General features: G+C 73.8%; 21 protein-coding genes and 1 pseudogene. 13 read left to right on the top strand and 9 right to left on the bottom strand.

Annotated features, from left to right (window positions below):
- The first annotated feature begins 38 nt into the window (after positions 1–38).
- Entirely contained in the window at positions 39–1,469 is a 1,431-nt protein-coding gene (locus ABD361_RS09570) for a S28 family serine protease (RefSeq protein WP_344434444.1), read from the top strand.
- Positions 1,470–1,502: 33 nt separating this feature from the next.
- Here ABD361_RS09570 and ABD361_RS09565 read toward each other — a convergent pair whose 3' ends face one another.
- From ABD361_RS09565 to ABD361_RS09555, 3 genes are all read right to left on the bottom strand, one after another.
- A complete protein-coding gene (locus tag ABD361_RS09565) occupies positions 1,503–2,144 on the bottom strand; it encodes a hypothetical protein (RefSeq protein ID WP_344434443.1) in 642 nt (213 codons plus the stop codon).
- Positions 2,145–2,424: 280 nt separating this feature from the next.
- Positions 2,425–3,051, bottom strand: coding sequence for a TetR/AcrR family transcriptional regulator (locus ABD361_RS09560; protein WP_344434442.1), 627 nt, complete (start codon positions 3,049–3,051; stop codon positions 2,425–2,427).
- A 59-nt stretch (positions 3,052–3,110) separates the two neighbouring features.
- Positions 3,111–4,025 carry a LysR family transcriptional regulator gene (locus tag ABD361_RS09555; protein WP_344434441.1) on the bottom strand — a complete coding sequence of 305 codons (915 nt, stop codon included), beginning with the start codon at positions 4,023–4,025 and terminating at the stop codon, positions 3,111–3,113.
- A gap of 107 nt (positions 4,026–4,132) precedes the next feature.
- Here ABD361_RS09555 and ABD361_RS09550 point away from each other — a divergent pair, with 107 nt between their 5' ends.
- Entirely contained in the window at positions 4,133–5,107 is a 975-nt protein-coding gene (locus tag ABD361_RS09550) for an EamA family transporter (protein ID WP_344434440.1), read from the top strand.
- Here ABD361_RS09550 and ABD361_RS09545 read toward each other — a convergent pair.
- Positions 4,989–5,771 (bottom strand): annotated as a pseudogene (locus tag ABD361_RS09545) (sugar phosphate isomerase/epimerase family protein); the annotation flags it as partial. The gene ABD361_RS09550 and the pseudogene ABD361_RS09545 overlap by 119 nt on opposite strands.
- A 78-nt stretch (positions 5,772–5,849) precedes the next feature.
- On the opposite strand from ABD361_RS09545, the gene ABD361_RS09540 reads away from it, so the two are divergent.
- From ABD361_RS09540 to ABD361_RS09520, 5 genes are all read left to right on the top strand, one after another.
- Positions 5,850–7,010, top strand: coding sequence for a Gfo/Idh/MocA family protein (locus ABD361_RS09540; RefSeq protein ID WP_344434439.1), 1,161 nt, complete (start codon positions 5,850–5,852; stop codon positions 7,008–7,010).
- Positions 7,007–8,158 carry a DUF993 family protein gene (locus tag ABD361_RS09535; RefSeq protein WP_344434438.1) on the top strand — a complete coding sequence of 384 codons (1,152 nt, stop codon included), beginning with the start codon at positions 7,007–7,009 and terminating at the stop codon, positions 8,156–8,158. The genes ABD361_RS09540 and ABD361_RS09535 overlap by 4 nt, the downstream gene beginning before the upstream one ends.
- Positions 8,155–8,985 carry a sugar phosphate isomerase/epimerase family protein gene (locus ABD361_RS09530; RefSeq protein WP_344434437.1) on the top strand — a complete coding sequence of 277 codons (831 nt, stop codon included), beginning with the start codon at positions 8,155–8,157 and terminating at the stop codon, positions 8,983–8,985. Before ABD361_RS09535 ends, ABD361_RS09530 begins: the two co-directional genes overlap by 4 nt.
- Before the next feature lie 297 nt (positions 8,986–9,282).
- On the top strand, positions 9,283–11,511 hold the full coding sequence (gene recD2 / locus ABD361_RS09525) for an SF1B family DNA helicase RecD2 (protein ID WP_344434436.1): 2,229 nt from the start codon (positions 9,283–9,285) through the stop codon (positions 11,509–11,511).
- Between the two features lie 169 nt (positions 11,512–11,680).
- Positions 11,681–12,970 (top strand): citrate synthase, encoded by a 1,290-nt coding sequence (locus ABD361_RS09520; protein ID WP_344434435.1) that lies wholly within the window; start codon positions 11,681–11,683, stop codon positions 12,968–12,970.
- A gap of 487 nt (positions 12,971–13,457) precedes the next feature.
- Here ABD361_RS09520 and ABD361_RS09515 read toward each other — a convergent pair whose 3' ends face one another.
- The 5 genes from ABD361_RS09515 to ABD361_RS09495 form a co-directional block, all read right to left on the bottom strand.
- Positions 13,458–13,670, bottom strand: coding sequence for a heavy-metal-associated domain-containing protein (locus ABD361_RS09515; RefSeq protein ID WP_344434434.1), 213 nt, complete (start codon positions 13,668–13,670; stop codon positions 13,458–13,460).
- A 102-nt stretch (positions 13,671–13,772) separates the two neighbouring features.
- Positions 13,773–13,967, bottom strand: a complete 195-nt coding sequence (locus ABD361_RS09510; RefSeq protein ID WP_344434433.1) for a MerR family DNA-binding transcriptional regulator — start codon at positions 13,965–13,967, stop codon at positions 13,773–13,775.
- Between the two features lie 211 nt (positions 13,968–14,178).
- Positions 14,179–15,180: a Gfo/Idh/MocA family protein gene (locus ABD361_RS09505; RefSeq protein WP_344434432.1), complete on the bottom strand. Its 1,002-nt coding sequence runs from the start codon at positions 15,178–15,180 to the stop codon at positions 14,179–14,181.
- A 61-nt stretch (positions 15,181–15,241) separates the two neighbouring features.
- The gene (locus tag ABD361_RS09500) at positions 15,242–16,285 is read right to left on the bottom strand and encodes a Gfo/Idh/MocA family protein (RefSeq protein ID WP_344434431.1); all 1,044 of its coding nucleotides are present in this window, start codon (positions 16,283–16,285) and stop codon (positions 15,242–15,244) included.
- Between the two features lie 30 nt (positions 16,286–16,315).
- The gene (locus ABD361_RS09495; RefSeq protein ID WP_344434430.1) at positions 16,316–17,239 is read right to left on the bottom strand and encodes a sugar phosphate isomerase/epimerase family protein; all 924 of its coding nucleotides are present in this window, start codon (positions 17,237–17,239) and stop codon (positions 16,316–16,318) included.
- Between the two features lie 242 nt (positions 17,240–17,481).
- On the opposite strand from ABD361_RS09495, the gene iolC reads away from it, so the two are divergent.
- From iolC to ABD361_RS09465, 6 genes are all read left to right on the top strand, one after another.
- Complete coding sequence (iolC, locus tag ABD361_RS09490) at positions 17,482–18,435, top strand: 5-dehydro-2-deoxygluconokinase (RefSeq protein WP_344434429.1); 954 nt, start codon at positions 17,482–17,484, stop codon at positions 18,433–18,435.
- Positions 18,432–19,313 (top strand): Cgl0159 family (beta/alpha)8-fold protein, encoded by an 882-nt coding sequence (locus ABD361_RS09485; protein WP_344434428.1) that lies wholly within the window; start codon positions 18,432–18,434, stop codon positions 19,311–19,313. Before iolC ends, ABD361_RS09485 begins: the two co-directional genes overlap by 4 nt.
- Positions 19,314–19,359: 46 nt before the next feature.
- Positions 19,360–20,247, top strand: coding sequence for a 5-deoxy-glucuronate isomerase (iolB, locus tag ABD361_RS09480; protein WP_344434427.1), 888 nt, complete (start codon positions 19,360–19,362; stop codon positions 20,245–20,247).
- On the top strand, positions 20,244–22,124 hold the full coding sequence (gene iolD / locus ABD361_RS09475) for a 3D-(3,5/4)-trihydroxycyclohexane-1,2-dione acylhydrolase (decyclizing) (RefSeq protein WP_344434426.1): 1,881 nt from the start codon (positions 20,244–20,246) through the stop codon (positions 22,122–22,124). The genes iolB and iolD overlap by 4 nt, the downstream gene beginning before the upstream one ends.
- Before the next feature lie 30 nt (positions 22,125–22,154).
- Positions 22,155–23,651, top strand: a complete 1,497-nt coding sequence (locus tag ABD361_RS09470; RefSeq protein ID WP_344434606.1) for a CoA-acylating methylmalonate-semialdehyde dehydrogenase — start codon at positions 22,155–22,157, stop codon at positions 23,649–23,651.
- A 71-nt stretch (positions 23,652–23,722) separates the two neighbouring features.
- On the top strand, positions 23,723–25,819 hold the full coding sequence (locus ABD361_RS09465; RefSeq protein ID WP_344434425.1) for an FUSC family protein: 2,097 nt from the start codon (positions 23,723–23,725) through the stop codon (positions 25,817–25,819).
- Positions 25,820–25,843 lie beyond the last annotated feature (24 nt).

The raw sequence follows: 25,843 nt of genomic DNA, 5'->3' as shown, positions 1-25,843 counted from the left end.
AGGTTCGCGGCGACTTTCGCGAACCAAGGGGAGGGCGCATGCGCAAGGCTGTCAGATGGCTGCTGGCACTGACGATGTCCATAGGGACGGTCGGTGCCAGCAGCGCGGCGGCGGGGGCGGCGGACACGACCGCCACGCCGGACATCAAGGACCGCATCCTGAAGATCCCCGGGATGAGCTTCGTCGAGGAGAAGCCCTACGAGGGCTACCGCTACCTCGTGCTGAACTACACCCAGCCCGTGGACCACAGGAACCCGGCCAAGGGCACCTTCCAGCAGCGCTTCACGCTGCTGCACAAGGCCACCGACCGGCCCACCGTCTTCTACACCTCCGGCTACAACGTCTCCACCACCCCGTCCCGCAGCGAGCCCACGCGCATCGTCGACGGCAACCAGGTGTCGATGGAGTACCGCTTCTTCACCCCGTCGCGGCCGCAGCCGGCCGACTGGTCGAAGCTCGACATCTGGCAGGCCGCCAGCGACCAGCACCGCCTCTTCGAGGCCCTCAAGCCCGTCTACGGCAAGAACTGGCTGGCGACCGGCGGCAGCAAGGGCGGCATGACGGCGACGTACTACCGCCGCTTCTACCCGAAGGACATGAACGGCACCGTCGCCTACGTCGCACCCAACGACGTGGTCAACGACGAGGACTCCGCCTACGACCGCTTCCTGGCGAACGTCGGCGACCAGGCCTGCCGCACGCAGCTGAACTCCGTGCAGCGCGAGGCCCTCGTCCGCCGCGGCGAGATCGTCGCCCGCTACCAGAAGTGGGCCGACGAGAACGGCAAGACCTTCAAGACCGTCGGCAGCGCCGACAAGGCCTACGAGAACGTCGTCCTCGACCTGGTGTGGGCGTTCTGGCAATACCACCTGCAGAGCGACTGCAAGACCGTCCCGGCGACGAAGGCGTCCACCGACGAGCTGTACAAGTTCATCGACGACATCTCCGGCTTCGACGGCTACACCGACCAGGGCCTGGAGCGCTTCACGCCGTACTACTACCAGGCCGGCACCGAACTGGGCTCGCCCACGCCCAAGTTCGCGCACCTGAAGGACCTGCTGCGCTACCGCGACAGCTACCAGCCGCGCACCTACGTGCCGCGTGACATCCCCATGAAGTTCCGCCCCGGCGCGATGGCCGACGTCGACCGCTGGGTGCGCGAGAAGAGCAGCAACATGCTCTTCGTCTACGGGCAGAACGACCCGTGGAGCGCCGAACCGTTCCGCCTCGGCCGGGGCGCCACCGCCCGCCACGACTACCGCTTCTACGCGCCCGGCGGCAACCACGGCTCCAACATCTCCCAGCTGGTCGCCGACGAGCGGGCCACCGCGACGGCCGAGGTGCTGCGCTGGGCGGGCGTCGCCCCCGCGGCCGTCCAGAAGGACGAGCACAAGGCCAAGCCGCTCGCCCCGTACAACGAAAAGCTCGACAAGCAGAAGGTCGAGCGCCAGAACGCGCTGCGGCCGTAAGAGCTTCAAGGCAAGAGCCTCAAGAGCGGTGTTCTAGGGCAGGCGGCGGGCACACCCCACGGGTGTCCCGCCGCCCACCTGTACGTACAGGTCGGTGTCCGGCGGGCAGGCGGAGCGTGTGCGCACCGTCGACTCGATCCGGTACTCCGGCGCGTGGCCGAGGGAGCCGTCGCACGTCGTCTCCTTCACCACCCCGCGGTGCTCGGTGTAGACGCAGTCGCCGGGCACCGTCAGCGGGCCGCCGCCCATACCGGGGTCGCCCGGGTGGGGCGGGGCGAGATTGCGCATGCAGGCGTAGCCCTCCGGGGCGCTGAGCGCCTCCGAGGTGCCCTCGGTGACGGCGGTGATGTGCAGCACGAAGTCGGTGATGTCGGGGCAGCGCGGGCCGCCCGACTGCGGGCCGTAGTAGCGGGCCAGGACGCTGGCCGTCGCCCGCTCGTTCGCGCAGTCCACCTCGCCGAAGGCGCCCTGCGGCGCCTGCCGGCCGGCGCACGCGCCTCGCGCCAGGAACGTCGCACCCGCTCCCGGGCCGGTCGGGGCGGGCGCCATGGCCTGATCGCCCGGGACGACGCTCTCCGCCGCGCCGCGGGCCGGCGCTTGGCAACCGGTCAGCGCCCAGGATCCGTACAGCACGGCGAACGCGAACAGCGCCCGCGGCAGCGCACGATGGCGCATCTCTTCCCCCAACCCGCCAAACCGGCTTCCAGAGTTACCCGACGGCCACGGGCGCACGCCAGGCGTGCGGGACGGTTCGCGGAGGGTGATCACGCTCCTCCGGCGCTTGGACGCGACGCCGGCCGCGGTGGTTCCCCGGCGTGTCCTGCGGATTGCAGTGCCCCATAGGGGCGCGGTGAACTGCGCGATCGGCCACCGACGGCCCGCAGGAAGGGTCCGGGCGAAGCTCGGCACTCCATCTGCGGGACCGCCGTGGCTTGTCGCGCAGTTCCCCGCGCCCCTATGGGGCGCCGTGGCGGCGGGCCCGGGCGGCCCGTATCGGCGAGCGCACGGCCAGCAGCCCGGCCCGCGGGGCGAGCCGGCGCACCATGGCGAAGACCGACTCGGTGCGGGAGCGGTCCGCGTCCAGCACGGTGAAGAGGTTCACGCCCAGGTAGAAGGTGACCGCGGCGTTGGCCAGGTCGCGCGGTGGCGTCAGGCGGGCCAGGGGAGTGCCGCCGATGACCCGCTCCAGCGTCTCCTCGATGAACGCCATCCATGGTTCGACCCGCACCCGGATGCCCTCGCGCAGTTCCGGTTTGGCGACGGCGGCGGCCACCAGCTCGGACAGCAGCGTGATGTGCCCGCCTTCGAGGTCGTCGCGGTAGATGCGGGTGGCGCGCTCGGCGAGCTCCTGGAGGGTGCGGGCGTCGGCCACGGTGGCGGTGTGCAGGGCCATCCGCTCGGCGGAGGAGCGGTCCAGGGCGGCGAACAGCAAGGGATCGACACCGCCGAAGTGGTAGAAGATCAGCGCCGAGTTGACGCCGGCCTCCTTGGCGATGGTCCGGGCGCTGGCCTTGCCGTAGCCCTGGGTGCGCAGCACCGTGCCCGCGGCGGTGATCAGCCGTTCCTTGGTCTCCACCGACATCTGCTGCCCTCTCGCCGAGCGTTCATCATACGGTTGAACCGGTCGCTCAACCGGGCTGGTCACTGCTCTCCCAGCTCCCGCTCGTGCCAGTGCGCCGACAGCAGCCGCACGGTTTCCCGTATCGCCGGCCGGCGGGTGGTCCCCGTGCGCCAGTAGGCGAACAGCCGACGTACGGGTACGGGCTCGACGGGCACCGCCACCACGCCCGGCGGCAGCGGACCGCGGCCCAGCCGGGGAGCGACGGCGATGCCCAGCCCGGCGGCGACGAGGGCGATGTGGGTGTGGTTCTCGGTGGCCTGGTAGGCCAGGTCGGGTTCGCTGCCGGAGGCGCGCAGCGTCCGCACGAGCCAGTCGTAGCAGACGCTGCCCGGCTGCTGGCTGATCCAGCGCTGGTGGGCCAGATCGGCCGGGAGCACCGGTGACCGCTCCGCCAGCGGATGGTCCTGCGGCACCAGCAGGTCGCACAGGTCCTCGCCGATCGGGGCGCGCTGCAGTCCGTCCGGGGCCGGCAGCGGGGCGACGTCCCACTCGAACGCGACGGCCACGTCGAGGACGCCCTGCTCGACCAGCCCCACCGACAGATGCGGTTCGACCTCCATCAGGCGGGCGTCCACGGCAGGGTGCTCGCGGCCCAGGGCGGCCAGCACGGACGGCAGCAGACCGCGGGCCGCCGAAGGGAACGCCCCGACCATCAGGCGCCCGGCCGGCAGGCCGCGCCGCTCCTCCAGATCGGTCTCGGCCCGCTCCACGATGGCCAGGACGTCCTTGGCGGTAGCGGCCAGGCGCTCGGCCGCGTCCGTCAGGGCCACGCCCCGCCCCCTGCGCTCCAGCAGTGTGGTGCGGGTCTCCCGCTCCAGCTTGGCTATGGCCTGCGAGACGGCGGAGGGGGTGTACCCCAGGGCGTCGGCCGCCGCGGTGACCGTGCCGTGCACGGAGACGGCGTACAGCGCGCGCAGCCGGGCAAGGTCCAGCACGACTCGGATCCCCCTCGGACGGCCCGTCATTGTTGAGCGTTGCTGAAATCCATCATGTACGAACGTGTGCTGGTGCTGCACGGTCGGGTCTCCTGATGATGGCTCGTATGCGCCCGTTCCACACCTTCCTTGCCGTGTGCGTTGCCGCCCTGTGGGGCGTCAACTTCGTCGTCATAGACGCCGGTCTCGACCGCTTCCCGCCCCTGCTGTTCTGCGCCCTGCGCTTCCTGGCCGCCGCCGTGCCCGCCGTCTTCCTCGTCGGCCGGCCGCCGGTGGCCTGGCGGTGGATCATCGCCGTGGGACTGGTCCTGGGTGTGGGCAAGTTCGGCCTGCTGTTCATCGGCATGCACGTGGGCATGCCCGCCGGGCTGTCCTCTCTTGTGCTGCAGGGACAGGCCGTCTTCACCGCCCTGTTCGCCGTGGCCGCCCTCGGCGAACGCCCCGGCCCGAGGCGCCTGGCGGGCATGGCCGTCGCCATGGCCGGCATCGCGGCGGCCGCCGTGGACGAGGGCGCCTCGGGGCCGCTCGCCGGCTTCCTCTGCGTCGTGGCCGCCGCGGCCTTCTGGGGCGTCTCCAACGTCCTGACCCGCAAGGCCGCACCACCGGACGCGCTGCGCTTCACCGTCTGGCTGAGCACCGTGCCCGTCCTGCCGCTGCTGCTGCTCTCCCTGGTCTTCGAAGGACCGCGGGCCGACCTGGACGCCCTGCGCTCGGCGGACCTCACCGGCGTCGGCGCGGTCCTGTTCGTGGCATGGGTCTCCACCCTGCTGGGCTTCGGCGCCTGGGGGCACCTGCTGCGCCGCTACGACGCCTCCACCGTCGCCCCCTTCACCCTGCTGGTGCCCGTCTTCGGGATGTCCTCGGCCTTCGCGCTGCTGGGCGAGGGCGTGAGCCCGCTGCGCTGGTGCGCGGCCGTGCTGCTGGTCGGCGGCGTCGCCCTCACGTCGCTGCCGGGGCGGCGGCGACCAGCCCCCGCAGGTACTCCGCACCCGGACCGGCCAGTTGCACGAAGTCTGCCGCCTGCGGATGCCACCGCTTCTCGTACTCCCAGCACAGCCAGCCGTCCCAGCCCGCGCGGCTGAGCGTGCCCACGCAGGCGCCCAGCGGCAGCACCCCCGACCCCAGGGGCAGCGGCGCGGTCTCCTCCACCGAGGCGACGTCCTTGACCTGCACGTAGCCCAGGTGCGGGGCCAGCGCGGGGAAGCTCGCGGCCGGCTCCTCGCCGCCCAGCCAGGTGTGCAGCACGTCCCACAGGGCACCGACGCTGCCGTGCCCGACGGGGCCGAGCACGCGCACCGCGTCCTGGGCGCGGCGGTGCGAGTCGTGCGTCTCCAGCAGGACGCGCACGCCCGCGTCCGCCGCCACCGGGGCGATGGTCCCCAGCCGCCGCGCGGCGTCCGCGTCGGCCTCCTGCGCCGGCCGCTCCCCGCCGCCGGGGAACACCCGCACGTACGGCGCGCCGACGTCCCGCGCGAGGTGCACCAGCGCGTCGAGCTCCGCCATGACCGGCTCGTCCGGCCCGGCTCCGGCCACGCGCGCGTACCCGGCGACCGCCAGGACGGCCACGCCGGCCTCGGCGAAGCGCACGGCCACCGAGGCCCGCTGCGCGGGCGTCAGCCCCGGGTGCACCGGTTCCTCCGGATGGGCCCGCAGCTCGACCCCGTCGTAGCCGCAGGACGCGGCGAGGTCCACCACGTCGGGGAGGGGCATGCCGGGGACGCCGAGAGTGGAGAAAGCCAGCTTCATGGTGATCGGTTTCCCCGTCCCGCGCCGGGAAATGCCCCCAGTGCGAAACAAGCGGTCCGCACGAGGGGGGTTGTGCTCATGGCCGACGGTGCAGGCAGGACGGTGCGGATCGCCATGAACGGCGTCACCGGGCGCATGGGGCACCGCCAGCACCTGGTGCGCTCCATCCTGGCCATCCGCGACGACGGCGGCGTCCGTCTCGACGACGGCGGCACCCTGTGGCCCGAGCCGGTGCTCGTCGGGCGCTCGCCGGACCGCCTGCGGGCGCTCGCCGAGCGGTACGGGCTGCCGGAGTGGAGCTGCGACCTGGACGGCGTGCTCGCCGACCCCTCCGTCGAGGTGTACTTCGACGCCCAGGCCACCGCCGCCCGCGAGGCGGCACTGCGCCGGGCGCTGCAGGCCGGCAAGCACGTCTACTGCGAGAAACCGGTCGCCTCCGGCTACGCGGCCGCCCTCGCGCTCGCCCGCCTGGCCGACCGGGCCGGCGTACGGCACGGGGTCGTGCAGGACAAGCTCTTCCTGCCCGGCATCCGCAAGCTCGCCCGCCTCCTCGCGTCCGGGTTCTTCGGCCGGGTGCTCTCGGTGCGCGGCGAGTTCGGCTACTGGGTCTTCGAGGGCGACGCTCGGCCCGCCCAGCGGCCGTCGTGGAACTACCGCGCCCACGAGGGCGGCGGCATCACGGCCGACATGTTCCCCCACTGGGAGTACGTGCTGCGCGAGCTCTTCGGGCCCGTACGGTCCGTCCAGGCGCGGCTGGCCACCCACGTGCCGCGGCGCTGGGACGAGAACGGCACCGCCTACGCCGCGACCGCCGACGACGCCGCCTACGCCGTCTTCGAACTGGAGGGCGGGGTGGTGGCGCAGTTCAACTCCTCCTGGGCGGTGCGCGTGCACCGCGAGGACCTGCTGGAGATCCAGGTCGACGGGACCGAGGGCTCGGCCGTCGCCGGACTGTGGCACTGCCGCGTCCAGCACCGGGCCACCACGCCGAAGGACGTCTGGGACCCCGACGTGCGCCACCGCCGGGACCACCGCGCCCACTGGCAGGAGGTGCCCGACGACGAGGACCACCCCAACGCCTTCCGGGCCCAGTGGGAGCTCTTCCTGCGCCACGTGGCCCAGGGCGGCCCCTGGCGGCACGACCTGCTGACCGGGGCCCGCGGCGTCCTGCTGGCCGAACTGGGCCGCCGCTCCTCCGTCGAGGGCCGGCGGGTGGCCGTCCCGGAGCCGGCCCCGTGATCCGGCTGCCCGACGCCTCGGGGCGGCTGCGGACGTACGAGCCCGGGCGCGCCGTCCCCCCGCCGCCGGGCCCGCCCCCGCGCAGCCGCGCGGTCCTGGCGGCCGCCCACGTGGTCGCCGACGCCCTGACGGGCACCACACCGGACGGCCCCGCCCGGCTCGACTGGGACGCCACGCTGGCATTCCGCCGCCACCTGTGGGCGCACGGGATGGGCGTCGCCGAGGCCATGGACACCGCCCAGCGCGGCGCCGGGCTCGACTGGCCGGCCGCGGCCGAGCTCGTCCGCCGCACCGCCGCCGAGGCGCGCGCCGTGGGCGGCACCCTCGTGTGCGGCGCGGGCACCGACCAGCTCACCCCGCCGTACGGCCCCCCGGCCGCCGTCACGGCCGCCTACGAGGAGCAGCTGGCCGTCGTGGAGGAGGCGGGTGCGCCCGCCGTCCTCCTGGCCTCCCGGGCCCTGGCGGCCGTCGCGCGCGGGCCGGAGGACTACGCGGAGGTCTACGGCGGCCTGCTGCGCCAGGCGAGCGCTCCCGTCGTCCTGCACTGGCTCGGCGCGGACTTCGACCCCGCGCTCGCCGGCTACTGGGGCAGCCACGACGTGGACGCCGCCGCCGGCGTCCTGCTGCGGATCGTGGCCGCACACCCCGGCAAGGTGGCCGGCGTGAAGGTCTCACTGCTGGACGCCGCCCGCGAGCGGGAGCTGCGCCGCCGGCTGCCGGCCGGAGTGCGCTGCTACACCGGCGACGACCTGCACTACCCGGAGCTCGTCGAGGGCGACGCGACGGGCCACAGCGACGCCCTGCTGGGCGTCCTCGACCCGCTGGCACCGATCGCCGGCCACGCCCTGCGCCTGCTCGACGCCGGCGACCGCCGGGGCTTCCGGGCCGCCCTGGACCCGACCCTCGCCCTGGCCCGGCACCTGTTCGAGCCCCCGACGCGCTTCTACAAGACCGGAGTCGTCCTGCTGGCCTGGCTGGCCGGGCACCAGGAACACTTCGCCATGCCCGGCGGCCTGCACGCGGCCCGTTCCCTGCCGCACCTCGCCCGCGCCTACGAACTCGCCGACCGCCTCGGTCTCTTCCCCGACCCCGAGCGCGCGCAGGCCCGCATGGCCGGCCTGCTGGCGGTGTACGGGGTGGCGCAGTGACCGCCCCGGACGGCTTCGCCCTCAACCAGCAGACCGTGCGTCAGTGGAGCCTTCCCGAACTGGTCTCGGGATGCGTGGAGGCGGGGGTGCGCAGCGTCGGCCTGTGGCGGGAGCCCGTGCGCGCGTACGGGCCGGCCGCCGCCGCACGGCTGCTGCGGGCGGCCGGACTGGGCGTCAGCAGCCTGTGCCGCGGCGGCTTTCTGACGGCTCCGGGCCCGGTGGCGCGGACCGAGGCACTGGCCGGCAACAGGGCGGCCGTCGACGAGGCGGCCGTCCTGGGCGCCGACACCCTCGTGCTGGTCTCCGGCGGCCTGCCGCCCGGCAGCCGGGACCTGGCCGGGGCCCGGGAACGGGTGGCCGACGCCCTGGCCGAACTCGGCCCGTACGCCGCCGCGTGCGGCGTACGGCTGGCGGTCGAGCCGCTGCACCCGATGTACGCCTCGGACCGCTGTGTCGTCTCCACCCTGCGCCAGGCCCTCGACCTCGCGGAACGCTTCCCGGCCGAGCAGGTGGGGGTGGTGGTGGACACGTACCACCTGTGGTGGGACGACACCGTCGCCGGGGAGCTGGAGCGGGCCGGGCGCGGGGGCCGGATCGCGGCCTTCCAGCTCGCCGACTGGGTCACGCCGCTGCCCGAGGGCGTCCTGCTGGGCCGGGGCCAGCTGGGGGACGGGTGCGTGGACCTGCGCTGGTTCCACGAGCGCGTGCGGGCCGCCGGGTTCACCGGCCCCGCAGAGGTGGAGATCTTCAGTGAGCGGCTGTGGCGGCGGGCGGGGGCGGAGGTCCTGGCCGAGGTGCTGGAGCGGTATCGGGCACACGTCCTGTGAACGCAGGTTCTACCGTCAGTAACGGAACGATAACAGTCGGAAATCGCTGCAACCCCGTGGAGCCGTAGTGGGTCGTAGTCGGCGTCGGGCTTCCTCGGGGGTGATCCGGGGGGATGAGGAGGAAGTCCCGGAGGGGGGAGCACGAGGGGCCCGGCCGTCGGACCGGGCCCCTCGCAGCGTCCCCGGGCCCGTGCGGCGGCCGCCGGCCCGGCCCTGGGGAGGAACCGGACCGGCAAGCGGAACCGGTGATATCCACAGGCCGAACGGACTGTCGGGCCCCGGCTGTACCGTCGGGGCATGGTGCAACTGGCAGTGGTCGAAGGGGTCCTCGAACGGATCACCTACGCCAACGAGGAGACCGGGTACACCGTCGCCCGCGTGGACACCGGCCGCGGCGGCGGCGACCTCCTCACGGTGGTCGGCTCGCTGCTCGGCGCGCAGCCCGGCGAGTCGCTGCGCCTGGAGGGCCGCTGGGGCTCCCACCCGCAGTACGGGCGGCAGTTCACCGTGGAGAACTACACCACCGTCCTGCCCGCCACCATCCAGGGCATCCGCCGCTACCTGGGCTCCGGGCTGATCAAGGGCATCGGCCCGCGCATCGCCGACCGCATCGTCACCCACTTCGGCACCGACACCCTCGACGTCATCGAGAAGGAGCCGGCCCGGCTGATCGAGGTCCCCGGGCTGGGCCCCAAGCGCACCCGTTCGATCGGTGCGGCCTGGGAGGAGCAGAAGGCCATCAAGGAGGTCATGGTCTTCCTGCAGGGCGTCGGCGTCTCCACGTCCATCGCGGTGCGCATCTACAAGAAGTACGGCGACGCCTCCATCTCGGTCACCCGCAACCAGCCCTACCGGCTGGCGGCCGACGTGTGGGGCATCGGCTTCCTGACCGCCGACCGCATCGCGCAGGCCGTCGGCATCCCGCACGACAGCCCCGACCGGGTCAAGGCCGGCCTGCAGTACGCCCTGTCCCAGTCCGCCGACCAGGGGCACTGCTTCCTGCCGGAGGAGCGGCTGATCGCCGACGCGGTCAAGCTGCTGCAGGTCGACGTGGGCCTGGTCATCGAGTGTCTGGCCGAACTCGCCGCGGACGAGGAGGGCGTGGTGCGCGAGCAGGTGCCCGCCCCGGACGGCGGGGAGCCGGTCACCGGCGTCTACCTCGTCCCCTTCCACCGCGCCGAGCTGTCCCTGGCCGGGCAGCTGGCACGGCTGCTGCGCACCCCGGAGGACCGGCTGGCCGCCTTCCACGACGTCCAGTGGGACAAGGCCCTGACCTGGCTCGCGGGGCGCACGGGCGCGGAGCTCGCCCCCGAGCAGCAGGAGGCCGTCAAGCTCGCGTTGACCAGCAAGGTGGCCGTCCTGACCGGCGGGCCGGGCTGCGGCAAGTCCTTCACCGTACGGTCCGTGGTGGAGCTGGCGCGCGCCAAGAAGGCCAAGGTGGTGCTGGCCGCGCCCACCGGGCGGGCCGCCAAGCGGCTGGCCGAGCTCACCGGCGCGGACGCCTCCACCGTGCACCGGCTCCTGGAGCTCAAGCCGGGCGGCGACGCCGCCTACGACAAGGACCGGCCGCTGGACGCCGACCTGGTGGTGGTCGACGAGGCGTCGATGCTCGACCTGCTGCTGGCCAACAAGCTCGTCAAGGCGGTTGCGCCGGGGGCGCACCTGCTGCTCGTCGGGGACGTCGACCAGCTGCCGTCCGTCGGTGCCGGCGAGGTGCTGCGCGACCTGCTCGCCCCGGGCGGCCCCGTGCCGGCCGTGCGGCTCACCCGCATCTTCCGCCAGGCCCAGCAGTCCGGTGTGGTGACCAATGCACACCGCATCAACTCCGGCGTGCAGCCCATCACCCAGGGCCTGAAGGATTTCTTCCTCTTCGTCGAGGAGGACACCGAGGAGGCCGGCCGCCTCACCGTCGACGTGGCGGCCCGGCGCCTCCCCGCGAAGTTCGGCCTCGACCCCCGCCGGGACGTCCAGGTGCTCGCCCCGATGCACCGCGGCCCGGCGGGCGCGGGCACCCTCAACGGCCTGCTGCAGCAGGCCATCACGCCCGCCCGGCCCGACCTGCCCGAGCGCCGCTTCGGCGGCCGCGTCTTCCGCGTCGGGGACAAGGTCACACAAATCCGCAACAACTACGAAAAGGGGAAGAACGGCGTCTTCAACGGCACGGTGGGCGTGGTCACGGGCCTGGACGTCGTCGAGCAGCGGCTGACCGTCCTCACCGACGAGGACGAGGAGGTCGGCTACGACTTCGACGAGCTCGACGAGCTCGCCCACGCGTACGCCGTCACCATCCACCGCTCGCAGGGCAGCGAGTACCCCGCGGTGGTGATCCCGGTCACCACCGGCGCCTGGATGATGCTGCAGCGCAATCTGCTCTATACCGCCGTTACCCGGGCAAAGCGCCTCGTCGTCCTGGTCGGCTCCCGGCGCGCCCTCGGCCAGGCGGTGCGCACCGTCTCGGCGGGCCGGCGCTGCACGGCCCTGGATTTCCGGCTCGCGGCCGCGGGAGGAGGTGGTGTTCGTCTCTGAGCGGTTTACCAATCCGGGCGAAGGGGGCAGGATGGGCAGGCTGGACGGCACTGAGTGCCGTCCATGGGCCCTACGGCCGACCCCGAGTGCACGTCCAGCGTCCAAATGGGGGAAGGTAGGGGTAGTCAGGGCACCTCGAAGAAGAGGCACAACGTCGGTGAGGGATGACGTGAGCGACAACTCTGTAGTACTGCGGTACGGGGACGGCGAATACAGCTACCCGGTGGTCGACAGCACCGTGGGCGACAAGGGCTTCGACATCGGCAAGCTGCGTGCCCAGACCGGTCTGGTGACCCTGGACTCCGGCTACGGCAACACCGCCGCCTATAAATCCGCGATCACCTACCTCGACGGCGAGCAGGGCATCCTGCGCTACCGCGGCTACCCGATCGAGCAGCTGGCCGAGCGCAGCACGTTCCTGGAGACCGCCTTCCTGCTGATCAACGGCGAGCTGCCGACGGTCGACGAGCTGGCGTCCTTCCGGAACGAGATCACCCAGCACACCCTGCTGCACGAGGACGTCAAGCGGTTCTACGACGGCTTCCCGCGCGACGCCCACCCCATGGCCATGCTGTCCTCGGTGGTCAGCGCGCTGTCCACCTTCTACCAGGACAGCCACAACCCGTTCGACGACAAGCAGCGCCACCTGTCGACGATCCGGCTGCTCGCCAAGCTGCCGACGATCGCGGCCTACGCGTACAAGAAGTCGATCGGCCACCCGGTGGTCTACCCGCGCAACGACCTCGGCTACGTCGAGAACTTCCTGCGCATGACCTTCTCGGTGCCCGCCGCCGAGTACGAGCTGGACCCGGTCGTCGTCAGCGCCCTGGACAAGCTGCTGATCCTGCACGCCGACCACGAGCAGAACTGCTCCACCTCGACCGTGCGCCTGGTGGGCTCCTCGCAGGCCAACCTGTTCGCGTCGATCTCCGCGGGCATCAACGCCCTGTGGGGCCCCCTGCACGGCGGCGCCAACCAGGCCGTCCTGGAGATGCTGGAGTCCATCAAGAACTCCGGCGGCGACGTCGACGCCTTCATCCGCAAGGTGAAGAACAAGGAGGACGGCGTCCGCCTGATGGGCTTCGGGCACCGCGTCTACAAGAGCTTCGACCCCCGGGCGAAGATCATCAAGGCGGCGGCGCACGACGTCCTCTCCTCGCTCGGCAAGAGCGACGAGCTGCTGGACATCGCGCTCAAGCTGGAGGAGCACGCGCTCAGCGACGACTACTTCGTCTCGCGCAACCTCTACCCGAACGTGGACTTCTACACCGGTCTGATCTACCGGGCCATGGGCTTCCCGTCCGAGATGTTCACCGTGCTCTTCGCGCTCGGCCGGCTCCCCGGCTGGATCGCCCAGTGGCACGAGATGATCAAGGAGCCGGGCTCCCGCATCGGCCGCCCGCGCCAGATCTACACGGGCGTCGTCCAGCGCGACTTCGTCCCGGTCGAGCAGCGCTGACGCGAAGGCGCCGCACCGTACGGCCGTAAGCGGCGCGTACAGCTGCAAGCGACAGGGCCCCCGCACCGTCACGGTGCGGGGGCCCTGTCGCTGTGCTGCTGCGAAAAGCGCCCCGCCCCCGATCCCCCCACGGGTCGGAGCGAGGCGCTTTCCTTGCCCCGGTCGGATTCCCCCCACGGGATCCGGCCGGGAGCCGACGGACGCGATCTGCCGGGACGCGTACGTACGGGAGGGCCGCTCAAAGCTCCCCGGGTACGTGCCCCGGCCACGCGTTGCGCCGGGCCGTCCCCCAAGACGTCCAGCACTGCACGGTTAGACCCACAACCCCCGGCGATGGTTACCTCCCAATCGCTGTGATCTAGGTCTCCTGCCATAACGGGCACACGAGGGCAAGGGGTCACTTGTGGTGATTCTGTGAGGATCGAGCACCTGATTTCGGTCAGGCTTCCGGTGCTCGGCCGAGGGCCCGTTCCGGGGCGCTTCCGGCTCAGGCGGGGCCGGCGAGCTCGTAGCCGGCCTCGTCCACCGCGGCGCGCACGGCGGCCTCGTCCAGCGGGGCGGCCGAGTCCACGGTGACCAGGCCCGTGGCGGCGACGGCCCGCACCGAGGTCACGCCCTCCAGGGCGGACAGCTCGCTGGTGACCGCGGACTCGCAGTGGCCGCAGGTCATGCCGGTCACCTTGTAGACGGTGGTGGTCATGGGCGTACTCCTCGCGCGTGTTCGTCCGGCGTCGGCGACGGCCGGGATAACGATCGACAGCTTACCCCCTGGGGGTATGTCAGGGGTGGGGGATCGGAGGATTCAACGTTTCTTCGCCGCACCCGGGCGCTGTGTCACCCAGTGCCGGATGGTGTCGGCGTACCAGTGCGGCCTGCCGCCCTCGCTGGCGTCGGGCGGCGGCAGCAGTCCGTGCTTGCGGTACGAGCGCACGGTGTCGGGCCGCACGCCGATGTGCGCGGCGATCTCCCGGTAGGACCAGAGTCGGCGGTCGGTCATCTCTCGCCTTCCCGCCGCGCCGCGGTCACGGAGGGGGGATCCGTGGGGGAGCCGGGCGCGGCTTCTTCCGCGGCGAGCCTCGCCCCTGGGAACGACGTAGCGTGATCACGCGCGGCGCCTGTCGGGGCTCTGTGACGGAAAGACGGCCCGTTCGTGACGGCCGTGACCCAGGAGTGACCCGGTAACAGTGCGGGCGGGGCTGTGCGCGGCGTCAGCCGACGTCCGCCAGCCGCACCGGGCGGTCCTCCCGGCGCGAGACCTCGCAGGCCTCCGCGACGTGCAGGGCCCGCAGCCCCTCCGCCCCGGGGCACGGATTGCCGGCGAGCCCCCGGGCGGCGCGGACGAACGCCGCGAGCTCGGCCCGGTAGGCGTCCGCGAAGCGCTCCCGGAAGTCCGCCCAGGGGTGCGGCGGGGCGCCGGGGCCGTCCGGCTCGGCCGAGGTCAGCGGGGCCCGTTCGGCGAGCCCGACGACCCACTGGTCGCGCTCGCCGGACAGCTCCGTGCGCACGTCGTAGCCCGCGCCGTTGTACCGGGTGGCGGTCGCCGTGACCAGCGTGCCGTCGTCGAGGGTCAGGACGGCGGCCGCGGTGTCCACGTCGCCGGCCTGCCGGAAGAAGTCGGCGCCGCCGTTCGCGCCGCGCGCGTACACCTCGGTGACCTCGCGGCCCGTCAGCCAGCGCACCGCGTCGAAGTCGTGCACCAGGCAGTCGCGGAACAGCCCGCCGGACAGCGGCAGGAAGTCCGCCGGCGGTGGCGCCGCGTCGGAGGTCACGCACCGGATCGTGTGCACCCGCCCCAGCCGTCCCGAGCGCAGCGCCTCCCGTGCCGCCAGGTAGCCGGCGTCGAAGCGGCGCTGGAAGCCGATCTGCAGCAGGGTGCCCGCCGCCTCCACCTCGCGCAGCGCGGCTATCGTGCCCGCCAGGTCCAGCGCGATGGGCTTCTCGCAGAAGGCGGGCAGCCCGGCACGGGCCGCCCGGGTGATCAGGCCCGTGTGGGAGGCGCTGGCGGTGGCGATCACCACGGCGTCCACGCCGGCGGAGGTGAAGACCTCGCCGGTGCTGCGGGCGGGGCGGGCGCCGACGGCCTCGGCGAGGATCGCCGCCCGGCCCGGGTCGGCGTCGGCGATCACCAGCTCGCCGACCCCGTCGGCCGCCGTGAGCGCCGCGGCGTGCAGGGAACCCATGCGTCCAGCGCCGAGCAGTCCGATCCGCATGTCACGTGCTCCGTTCCTGGTGGTGCAGAAGTAAGGCGAGAGGGGAGAGGGGCGGCCCCGGTCAGCCGGCCTCGTCGTACAGCGCCGGCCGCTCGGCCAGGGCGACCTCGACGCGCCCGCCCGTCTCCTGGGCCCGTACGGCCGCCTCGCACACCGCGGCGGCGGCGTAGCCGTCCCAGCTGCTCGGGCCCGTGCACGTGCCGCGCCGGGTGGCGTCCACCCACTCCTGCACCTCGCGGTCGTAGGCGGCGCGGAAGCGGGTGAGGAAGTCCTGCGGGACCGGCCCGCCCCACCGTCCGTCCGCGGCGACGGCCGGCCCGCGTTCCTCGCCGATGCGCACGCTGCCGCGTTCGCAGACGGCCTCGCAGCGCACCTGGTAGCCGAAGCCGCAGTTGACGAAGACCTCGACGTCGACGACCGCGCCCGCGGCCGTCTCCAGCAGCACCAGCTGGGGGTCGCCGAGCCCCTCGGGCGCGGCCGGGGAGGGCGCGGGCCGCAGCACGCGCACGGCCGTGATCTCCTGGCCGAGCAGCCAGCGGGTCGCGTCGATCTCGTGCACGGCGGAGTCCTCGAGGAGCATCCGGTCGGTGAATCCCGGCGGCGTCGAGGCGTTGCGGTGGACGCAGTGCAGCATCAGCGGCCGCCCGAGCCCGCCGGCGTCCAGCAGTGCCTTCAGTTGCCGGTACTCCTCGTCGTACCGCCGCATGAACCCCACCTGCACGCGGCGCCGGCCCAGGCGCGCCTCCGCCTCGACGATCCGCAGCGCGGCGGCCGCGTCCGGCGTCAGCGGCTTCTCGCACAGGACGGGCAGGTCGTGGGCGAGCGCCTGCAGCAGGGCCGCCTCGTGGGCCGGGCCGGGGGAGGCGACGAGCACGGCGTCGACGTCCTCGGCGGCCATGGCGGCGGCCGCGTCCGTGTAGGGGGTGCAGCCGGGGGCGAGCGCGGCGGCCGCCCGCGCGCGCCCGGCGTCGACGTCGACGACCGCGGTCACCCGTGCGCCGCGCGTCGCCTCCGCCAGGCGCCGGACGTGGTCCGCGCCCATCCGTCCGGTGCCGATGACGGCCACGCCGAGGGGGATGTCGTGGGCACGGGTCTGCTGCGTCATGGTCTTCGTTCCTCGGTCGGCCGCGGGTTTTCAGGCCCCGCAGGTGCGCAGGAAGGCGCGGGTGCGGCGGGCGATGGGCAGCGGCTGGTCGGGCGGGCAGGGGTACATGTCCTGCTCGACGATGGCGAAGAGGTCCGTGCCCAGCCCCTGGGCCGCGGCCAGGACGGGCTCCAGGGCCGGTACGCCCCGCGGCGGTTCGCACATCACGCCCTGGCGCACGGCCGGCCCGAAGGGCGTGCCGCGCTCGACGACGCCGGCCAGGACGGCGGGGTCCACCTGCTTGAGGTGGAGGTAGGCGATGCGCTCGCCGTAGGTCTTGATGAGCTCGACGCTGTCGCCGCCGCAGTAGGCGTAGTGCCCGGTGTCCAGGCAGAGGCCGACCCGTCGGGGGTCGGTGGCGTCCAGGAAGCGCGCGACGTTCGCCTCGGTGTCGATGTGGGTGTCGGCGTGCGGGTGCACGGCGATCGTCAGCCCGTAGGCGTCGCGCACCCGGTCGGCCAGCCGCTCGGTGCCGCGCGCGAGGTGCCGCCACTGTTCGGCCGTCAGGTGCGGGCTCTCCAGGGCCTCGGCCGTTTTGTCGTCGCGCCAGAAGGCGGGGATGACCACCAGATGCGTGCCGCCGACGGCCCGGGTCAGCTCGGCCACGCGGGCCACCTGCTCCCAGGTCTCCTCCCACACGCCCGGCCCCCGGTGCAGGGCGGTGAAGACCGTGCCGGCGGAGACGCGCAGGCCCCGGCGGCCGGTCTCCTCGCGCAGGCGGTCGGGCTCGGTGGGCAGGTAGCCGTAGGGGCCGAGCTCGATCCACTCGTAGCCCGCCTCGGCCACCTCGTCCAGGAACCGCTGCCAGGGCACCTGCGCCGGGTCGTCCGCGAACCACACGCCCCACGAGTCCGGGGCGGAGCCGACGCGGATCCGGTCGAGCGGCGCGGCAGCGGCGGGGGCGGTGGGGTCCATGCGGCGGCTCTCCTCTCGCCGGTCGTCGTCGACCGGGCAAGGGCTGGGACGTTCGGTAGCTTCCCGACTGGCCGGAAGGGTGTCAAGGGTACGTCCGGACATACGGACGTAACGTCAATACGAGCCTCTGCACGTCTGCACGTCCGTATGTAAGGACAAATGCTTGACAGGCCCCGGCGCCCCCCGCTAGACCTGAGCCGCAGCCAGAGCGCCTGGCCGGCCAGGGGAGACGAGGGGAAGAGATGCCCGGTCCGTACGACCTCATCACCATGGGCCGGCTGGGGGTGGACCTCTACCCGCTCCAGAGCGGGGTGCCGCTCTCCCGCGTCGAGACCTTCGGCAAGTTCCTCGGCGGCTCCGCCGCCAACGTCGCGGTCGCCGCCGCCCGCCTCGGCCGCCGCACCGCACTGATCAGCCGCACCGGCGACGACCCCTTCGGCACCTACCTCCACGACGCCCTGCGCGACTTCGGCGTCGACGACCGCTGGGTCACCCCCGTCGCCGTCTACCCCACCCCCCTGACCTTCTGCGAGATCCACCCGCCGGACGACTTCCCGCTGTACTTCTACCGCCACCCCAAGGCCCCCGACCTGGAGATCCACACCGCCGAACTGGACCTGGCCGCCGTCCGCGCGGCCCGCATCTTCTGGATGACCGGCACGGGCCTGAGCGAGGAACCCAGCCGCAGTGCCACCCTCGCCGCGCTCGAAGCCCGCGACGCGGGCACCACCACCGTCTTCGACCTCGACTGGCGCCCGATGTTCTGGAACGGCGGCGCGGACGCCGCCCGCCCCTGGTACGCCCGGGCCCTCGCCCACGCCACCGTCGCCGTCGGCAACACCGCCGAATGCGAGGTCGCCACCGGCGAGTCCGACCCGCACGCCGCCGCCCGGGCCCTGCTGGCCGCCGGCGTCGAACTCGCCGTCGTCAAACAAGGCCCCGACGGCGTGCTCGCCGTCCACCGCGACGGCACCGTCGCCGAAGTACCGCCCGTCCCCGTCGACGTCGTCAACGGACTCGGCGCCGGCGACGCCTTCGGCGGCGCCCTGTGCCACCAGCTCCTCGCCGGAGCCGGCCTCGACCGCGCCGTCCGCTACGCGGGGGCGGCCGGCGCCCTCGTCGCCTCCCGGCTCGCCTGCTCCTCCGCCATGCCCACGCACGATGAGGTCATCGCCCTGCTGGACGGCACCCCGTGACCGCCGTGACCATCGCCGACCTGCCCCGGGTGCGCAGCCGGCACCCCGAGGCCGTCGCCGAGGCCGCCGCCCGCCGCACCCGCAGGCCCCTGCTCGGCGACCGCGGCCGGCTGCTCGTCGTCGCCGCCGACCACACCGCGCGCGGCGCCCTCGACGCCGGCGACCGCACCCTGGCCATGGCCAACCGCACCGACCTGCTCAAACGCCTGTGCCTCGCGCTCTCCCGCCCCGGCGTGGACGGCGTCCTGGCCACCGCCGACATCCTCGACGACCTGCTGCTGCTCGGTGCCCTGGAGAACAAGGTCGTCATGGGTTCCATGAACCGCGGCGGCTTGCAGGGCGCCGCCTTCGAGATGGACGACCGCTTCACCGGCCCCCGCGCCGACGACCTCGTGCGCCGCGGCTTCGACGCCGGCAAACTGCTGCTGCGCATCGACTACGACGACCCCGGCTCCCTCGACACCCTCGAATCGGCGGCGCGCACCATCGACGCCATGGCGGAGCGGCGACTGCCGGTCTTCGTCGAGCCGTTCCTCTCCCGGCGCGTCGACGGCACCGTCCGCAACGACCTCGGCGCCGAGGCCGTCACCACGTCCATCGCCATCGCCTCGGGCCTCGGCGCGACGTCCGCGTACACGTGGCTGAAGGTGCCGGTGACGGACGACGCGGCCGACATGGCGCGGGTGATGCAGGCCTCGACGTTGCCGGCCGTCGTCCTGGGCGGGGACGTGGGGCCCGACCAGGACGCGACGTACGACCGCTGGCGCACGGCACTGCGCCTGCCGACCGTCCACGGCCTGGTGGTGGGCCGCACCCTGCTGTACCCGCCGGACGACGACGTGGCAACGGCTGTCGACACCGCGGTGGGACTGCTGTGACGGCACTCCCAGCGGCACGACTGTCCACAACCTTGGAGGTCGCTGGATGAGCTACCACCTGCCCGCCGGCAGCGCCGGCAACAGCCCGTACGTGCTGGACGTCAGCCCGAAGAGCGCCGGCTGGGCCTATTGCGCCCTGCGCGTGCTCGTCCTTGAGCGCGGCGACAGCCACACCTTCGACACCGGCGACAGCGAGTGGCTCGTCGTGCCGCTCGCCGCCACCGGCGTCACCGTCGCAACGGACGCCGGGGCGGAGTTCGAGCTGCAGGGCCGCACCGGCGTCTTCGCCGCCGTCACCGACTTCGCGTACGTCCCCCGCGACGCGCGCGTCACCGTCACCGCTCCCACCGGCGGGCGGATCGCCCTGGCCGGTGCGCGGTGCGAGCGGGCGCTGCCCGCGCGCCACGGGCCGGCCCCCGCCGTCCCCGTCGAGCTGCGCGGCGCCGGCACCTGTTCCCGGCAGGTCAACAACTTCGCCGCCGCCGGGGTCTTCGACTGCGACCGGCTCATTGCCGTCGAGGTGCTCACCCCCGGCGGCAACTGGTCCTCCTATCCTCCCCACAAGCACGACGAGCACCTGCCCGGCGTCGAGTCCGAGCTGGAGGAGATCTACTACTTCGAGATCGCCGGCGGCCCCACCGGCACCCCGGGCCACGGCTACCACCGCGTCTCGCCCTCGCGCCCCGGCGGCACGGATGTGCTCGCCGAGGTCCGTACGGGGGACGCCGTCCTGATCCCCGACGGCTGGCACGGCCCGTCCATCGCCGCGCCCGGCCACGACATGTACTACCTCAACGTCATGGCGGGACCCGGCGCGGAGCGCGAGTGGCTCATCCGGGACCACCCCGACGCCGCGTGGATCCGCGACACCTGGCCGGACCTCGACCCCGACCCGCGCCTGCCGTTCCCCCAGCATCCGGGAGGAGACCGATGACCCGACGGCTGACCGTCGCCCAGGCCCTGGTGGAGTTCCTCGCCCACCAGTACACCGAGCGGGACGGGCGCCGGCAGCGCCTGATCGCCGCCTGCTGGGGCATCTTCGGCCACGGCAACGTGGCCGGTGTGGGGCAGGCGCTGCTGGAGACCGGTGATGCGCTGCCCTACCTCCAGGGCCGCAACGAACAGGCCATGGTGCACGCCGCCGTCGGCTACGCCCGCCACCGCGACCGGCTCTCCGCCCACGCGGTGACCACCTCCATCGGCCCCGGTGCCACCAACCTCGTCACCGGGGCCGCCCTCGCCACGATCAACCGCATCCCCGTCCTCCTGCTCCCCGGGGACACCTTCGCCACCCGCCCCGCCGACCCCGTGCTGCAGCAGCTGGAGCACCCGGGCGCCGGCGACGTCTCCGTCAACGACTGCCTGCGCCCGGTCTCGCGGTACTTCGACCGGATCGTGCGGCCGGAGACGCTGATCCCCGCCGCCCTGCAGGCGATGCGCGTGCTGGCCGACCCCGCCGAAACGGGCGCGGTCACCCTCGCCCTGCCGCAGGACGTGCAGGCCGAGTCGTGCGACTGGCCGGAGGAGTTCTTCGCCGACCGCGTCTGGCACGTGCGCCGCCCGGCCCCCGACCCGGCCGAACTGGACGCGGCCGTACGGGCCGTGCGCGCCGCCCGCCGGCCGCTGCTGATCGCGGGTGGCGGCGTGCACCACAGCGAGGCCGAGGACGCGCTGCGCGCCTTCGTGGACGCCACCGGCATCCCCGTCGCCTCCACCCAGGCCGGCAAGGGGTCGCTGCGGTACGACCATCCGGCTGACGTGGGCGGCATCGGGCACACGGGGACGGCCGTGGCCGACGCCCTCGCCCGCACGGCCGACGTCGTCATCGGCGTGGGCACCCGCTACAGCGACTTCACCACCGCCTCCTCGACGCTCTTCACCGCGCCCGACGTGCGGTTCGTCAACCTCAACGTCACCGGTCACGACGCCCACAAGATGGCCGGCCTGCCCCTGGTCGCCGACGCCCGCGCCGGGCTGGAGGCGCTGGCGCAGGCACTGCGCGGCTACCGCGTTCCCGACGCGTACGTGAGCGTGTACACGGCCGGCAAGACCGAGTGGGAGGGCGTCGTCGACCGCGCGTACCGGCCCACCGACGGGCGGGAGGACGGGGCCCGGCCCACCCAGGCGCAGGTGCTGGGCGCCCTGGACGCCGTCGTCGGCGATGAGGACGTGATCGTCAATGCGGCCGGCTCCCTGCCCGGCGACCTGCACAAGCTCTGGCGCGCCCGCTCCCGCCGCCAGTACCACATGGAGTACGGCTACTCCTGCATGGGCTACGAGATCCCCGCCGCCATCGGCGTCGGCCTGGCCGAACCCGGCCGCCCCGTGTGGGCGCTGGTCGGCGACGGCACCTACCTGATGATGCCCACCGAGATCGTCACCGCCGTGCAGGAGGGCGTCCCTCTCAAGATGGTGCTCGTGCAGAACCACGGCTACGCCTCCATCGGCGGCCTGTCCGAGGCCGTCGGCGGCGAGCGCTTCGGCACGGCGTACCGCTTCCGCGCCCCCGACGGCACGTTCACCGGCGAGCCGCTGCCGGTGGACCTCGCGGCCAATGCCGCCTCTTTGGGCATGGGAGTGCTGAGGGTGCGCACGACCGCGGAACTGCGCCCGGCGCTCGCCGAGGCGCGCGCCGCCGACCGGCCCACATGTGTCTATGTGGAGACCGAAACGGCCGACACAGTGCCGGGCGCGCCCCCCGCACAGGCGTGGTGGGATGTGCCTGTCGCCGAGACCGCGACCCGGCCGGCCGCGGTGCGGGCGCGGGAGGAGTACGACCGCGGCGCCGCCGCCCGCCGCCGCCACCTGTGAGCCGCCGATGTGACGAGAGAGGTCGAGCAGATGAAGACCGTCCACCACTGGATCGACGGCAAGTCCGTCGAGGGCACCTCCGGCACGTACGGCCCGGTGACCGACCCGGCGACCGGCGCCGTCACCACGCGCGTCGCCTTCGCCTCCGCCGAGGAGGTCGACGCGGCGGTCGCGGCGGCCAAGGCCGCGTACGCCACGTGGCGCACGTCCTCGCTGGCCACCCGCACCGGCGTGCTCTTCCGCTACCGCGCCCTGCTGGACGCCCACCGCGAGGAGCTGGCCCGCCTGATCACCGCCGAGCACGGCAAGGTTCATTCCGACGCGCTGGGCGAAGTGGCCCGCGGCCTGGAGATCGTGGAGCTGGCCTGCGGCATCCCCACGCAGCTCAAGGGCGAGCTGTCGACGCAGGTGGCCAGCCGGGTGGACGTGGCGGCGATCCGGCAGCCGCTGGGTGTGGTCGCCGGCATCACGCCGTTCAACTTCCCGGCGATGGTGCCCATGTGGATGTTCCCGCTGGCGGTCGCCTGCGGCAACACCTTCGTCCTCAAGCCGAGCGAGAAGGACCCCTCGGCCGCGGTCCGGCTGGCCGAGCTCGCCGCCGAGGCCGGGCTGCCGGACGGCGTGCTCAACGTCGTCAACGGCGACCGCACCGCCGTCGACCGCCTCCTGGAGCACCCCGACGTCGCCGCCGTCTCCTTCGTCGGCTCGACGCCGATCGCCCGCCACATCCACACCACGGCCTCCGCGCACGGCAAGCGCGTCCAGGCGCTCGGCGGCGCAAAGAACCACATGCTGGTCCTGCCCGACGCCGACCTCGACGCCGCCGCCGACGCCGCCGTCTCCGCCGCCTACGGCTCGGCGGGGGAGCGCTGCATGGCCATCTCGGCGGTCGTGGCGGTCGGCGGCACCGGCGACGAACTGGTGGCGAAGATCCGCGAACGGGCCGAGAAGGTGCGGATCGGCCCCGGCGACGACCCCGCCTCCGAAATGGGCCCGCTCATCACCCGCGCGCACCGCGACAAGGTCGCCTCCTACGTGCGCGGCGCCGCCGCCCAGGGCGCGGACGTCGTCCTCGACGGCACGGGCTTCACCCCGCCGGCCGGGTACGAGGAGGGCCACTGGATCGGGCTGTCCCTGCTGGACAACGTGCCCACCGACGCCGACGCCTACCGCGACGAGATCTTCGGCCCGGTGCTGTGCGTGCTGCGCGCCGCGACGTACGAGGAGGGCGTGGCCCTCATCAACGCTTCCCCCTGGGGCAACGGCACCGCCATCTTCACCCGCGACGGCGGTGCGGCCCGGCGCTTCCAGCTGGAGGTGGAGGCGGGCATGGTGGGCGTGAACGTGCCCATCCCGGTGCCGGTGGGCTACCACTCGTTCGGCGGCTGGAAGCACTCGCTCTTCGGTGACCTGCACGTCTACGGCAACGACGGGGTGCACTTCTACACCCGCGGCAAGGTCGTCACCACCCGCTGGCCCGACCCGGCGGACGCGGGTGTGGACCTGGGCTTCCCGAGCCACAAGTAGGCGGCCCCGGCTCGCACCGCGGCTCGCCCCGCGTACCGGCCCCGCACGAAGCGGAACCGTAAGCTCCACCCATGGGCTGGGCGACCGCACTGAAGAAGACCGCCCGCGCCGGGCTCACCGTCGAGCGAGCCCGGCTCGAGCCGCTCCTGGCCCTGCGCGGCGCCTGCGGCGTGGCCGTCGTCATCGGCCTCCTGCTCGCCCTGGCCACCCCCTCCCTCGCCGTCTCCTCCGCCTTCGGCGCCTTCGCCTCCGGCATCGTCACCTTCCAGCGCAGCTGGCGCCCCCGCCCCCTGCTGGCCCTCGGCGTCGCCGCCGGACTCGGCGTCAGCACCTTCATCGGCTATCTCGCCGCCGCCCACCACGCCCTCTTCGTCGTCCTCCTGGCCGCGTGGACCCTGCTGTCGGGCTTCGCCTGGGCCCTCGGCCCGGTCTCCGGCTTCGTCGCCACCCAGACGATCGCCGTCATGCTCGTCACCGTCACCCTGCCCTCCTCCGTCGCCGGCGCGGCCGAGCACGCCGCGCTCATCGTCTTCGGCGGCGTGGTGCAGGCGGCGCTGATCCTGCTCTTCCCCATCCGCCCCTGGGGCCGTCAGCGCGACGTGCTCGCGGACGCGCTCGCCGCGGAGGCGGACTACGCGCGCCGGCTGCGCCACGACCCCGTGGCGCCCTTCGACCCGCAGCCGCTGATGGAGGCCCGCGAGGCCGCCGTGCTGACGCCGCGCCAGGCCCGGACGCGGCCGCGCCAGCTGGGCGGTCCGCGCGGCGTGGCCGAGCGCATCCGGCCCGTCCTGGCCTCGCTCGCCGACCCCGTCCTCGGCGCGCCCGCCGAGGGACCGGAGCGCGACCAGGTCCGCGACCTGCTGGCCGCGGCCGCGACCGTCCTGGACGCGGTGGCACGCGCGATCCGCTGGGGCAAGCCGGTGCGGCTGCCGCCGGAGGCCGTGGCCACCCTGCAGGAGGCCGAGTCCGGCTGGCGGCTGACCGGCCCCGCCCGCCGCAGCGCGCTGCGGCTCGCCGCGCTGCTCGGCGACGCGGTGGAGGCCAGCGACGAGCCCGTACGCGCCACGGGCCCGGTTCCCGAGGCCGAGCGCCGGCACCTGCTGCGGCCCACGGGGGCGGGACTGCTGCCGGTGGCCTGGCGCGCGCTGCGCCGCGAGGCACGGTGGTCCTCGCCGGTGGGGCGGCACGCGGTGCGCGTGGCGGTGGTCTCGTGCGCGGCGTATGTGCTGGGCAGCGCCCTGCCGCTGGGGCACGGCTACTGGGCGCCGATGACCTCGGTGATGGTGATGCGGCCGGACTTCGCCCAGACCTTCCAGCGCGGTGTCGCCCGCTTCGCGGGCACGCTGGTGGGTGTGTGGGCCGGTGCCGGCCTGATGGCGCTGTTCCACCCGGGGCCGTGGGTCAGCGCCGGCCTGGCCGTGTCGACCGTGGCGCTGCAGTACTTGCTGATGCGCACCGGCTACATCGTCGTCTCCACGTGCGTCGGGGCGTACATCGTCTTCCTGCTGGGCATTGCCGGCGAGGGCTGGTCCCAGACGCTGCAGGACCGGCTGGCGCTGACGCTGCTGGGCGGGGCGCTGGCCATGGTCGCGTACGCCCTGTGGCCCACGTGGGAGACGCCCCGGCTGCGCGACCGGCTGGCGGACTGGCTGGCCGCCAACGGCCAGTACGCGCTCGCCGTCCTCGACGCGTACGCCCGCCCCGCCGACCGGGCCGCGCGCCGGGTGCGCGAGGTGTTGCTGGACGCGCGCGCCGCGCGCCGGGAGTGGGAGGACGCGGCCGCCCGCGCGCAGCAGGAACCCGTGCGCCACCGGGGCATCTCGCGCAAGGCCGAGCGGGAGGCGGAGGCGGCGCTGACGACGATGGGCCGCGTCACGATGCTGATGGAGGCGCACCTGCCGGACCGCGGCGCCGAGCCGTCGGCCGGCGCGGGGCGGTTCGCCGCGGCGCTGCGCGAGGCCCTGCCGCCGGCGGAGGCGGCCGTGCGCGAGCGCCGGGTCCTGGACTGGTCCGGGCCGCGCGCGGCCCTGGCCGAGTGGCGCGTGCGCGAGGGCGACGAGGGCGTGCCGGTACGGGCCTCGGAGCTGCTGGTCGACGCCCTGCAGGAGCTCGCGCAGGCGCTCGCCCCGGGCGGGCGCGGCCGCAGGCGGAGCTCGCGCCGCCCTTGACCATTTCTGACGGTGTGTAAACGT

The sequence above is a fragment of the Streptomyces luteosporeus genome, assembly GCF_039532865.1.
Lineage (GTDB): Bacteria > Actinomycetota > Actinomycetes > Streptomycetales > Streptomycetaceae > Streptomyces > Streptomyces luteosporeus.
This window is presented reverse-complemented; position numbering and strand designations above follow the sequence as displayed.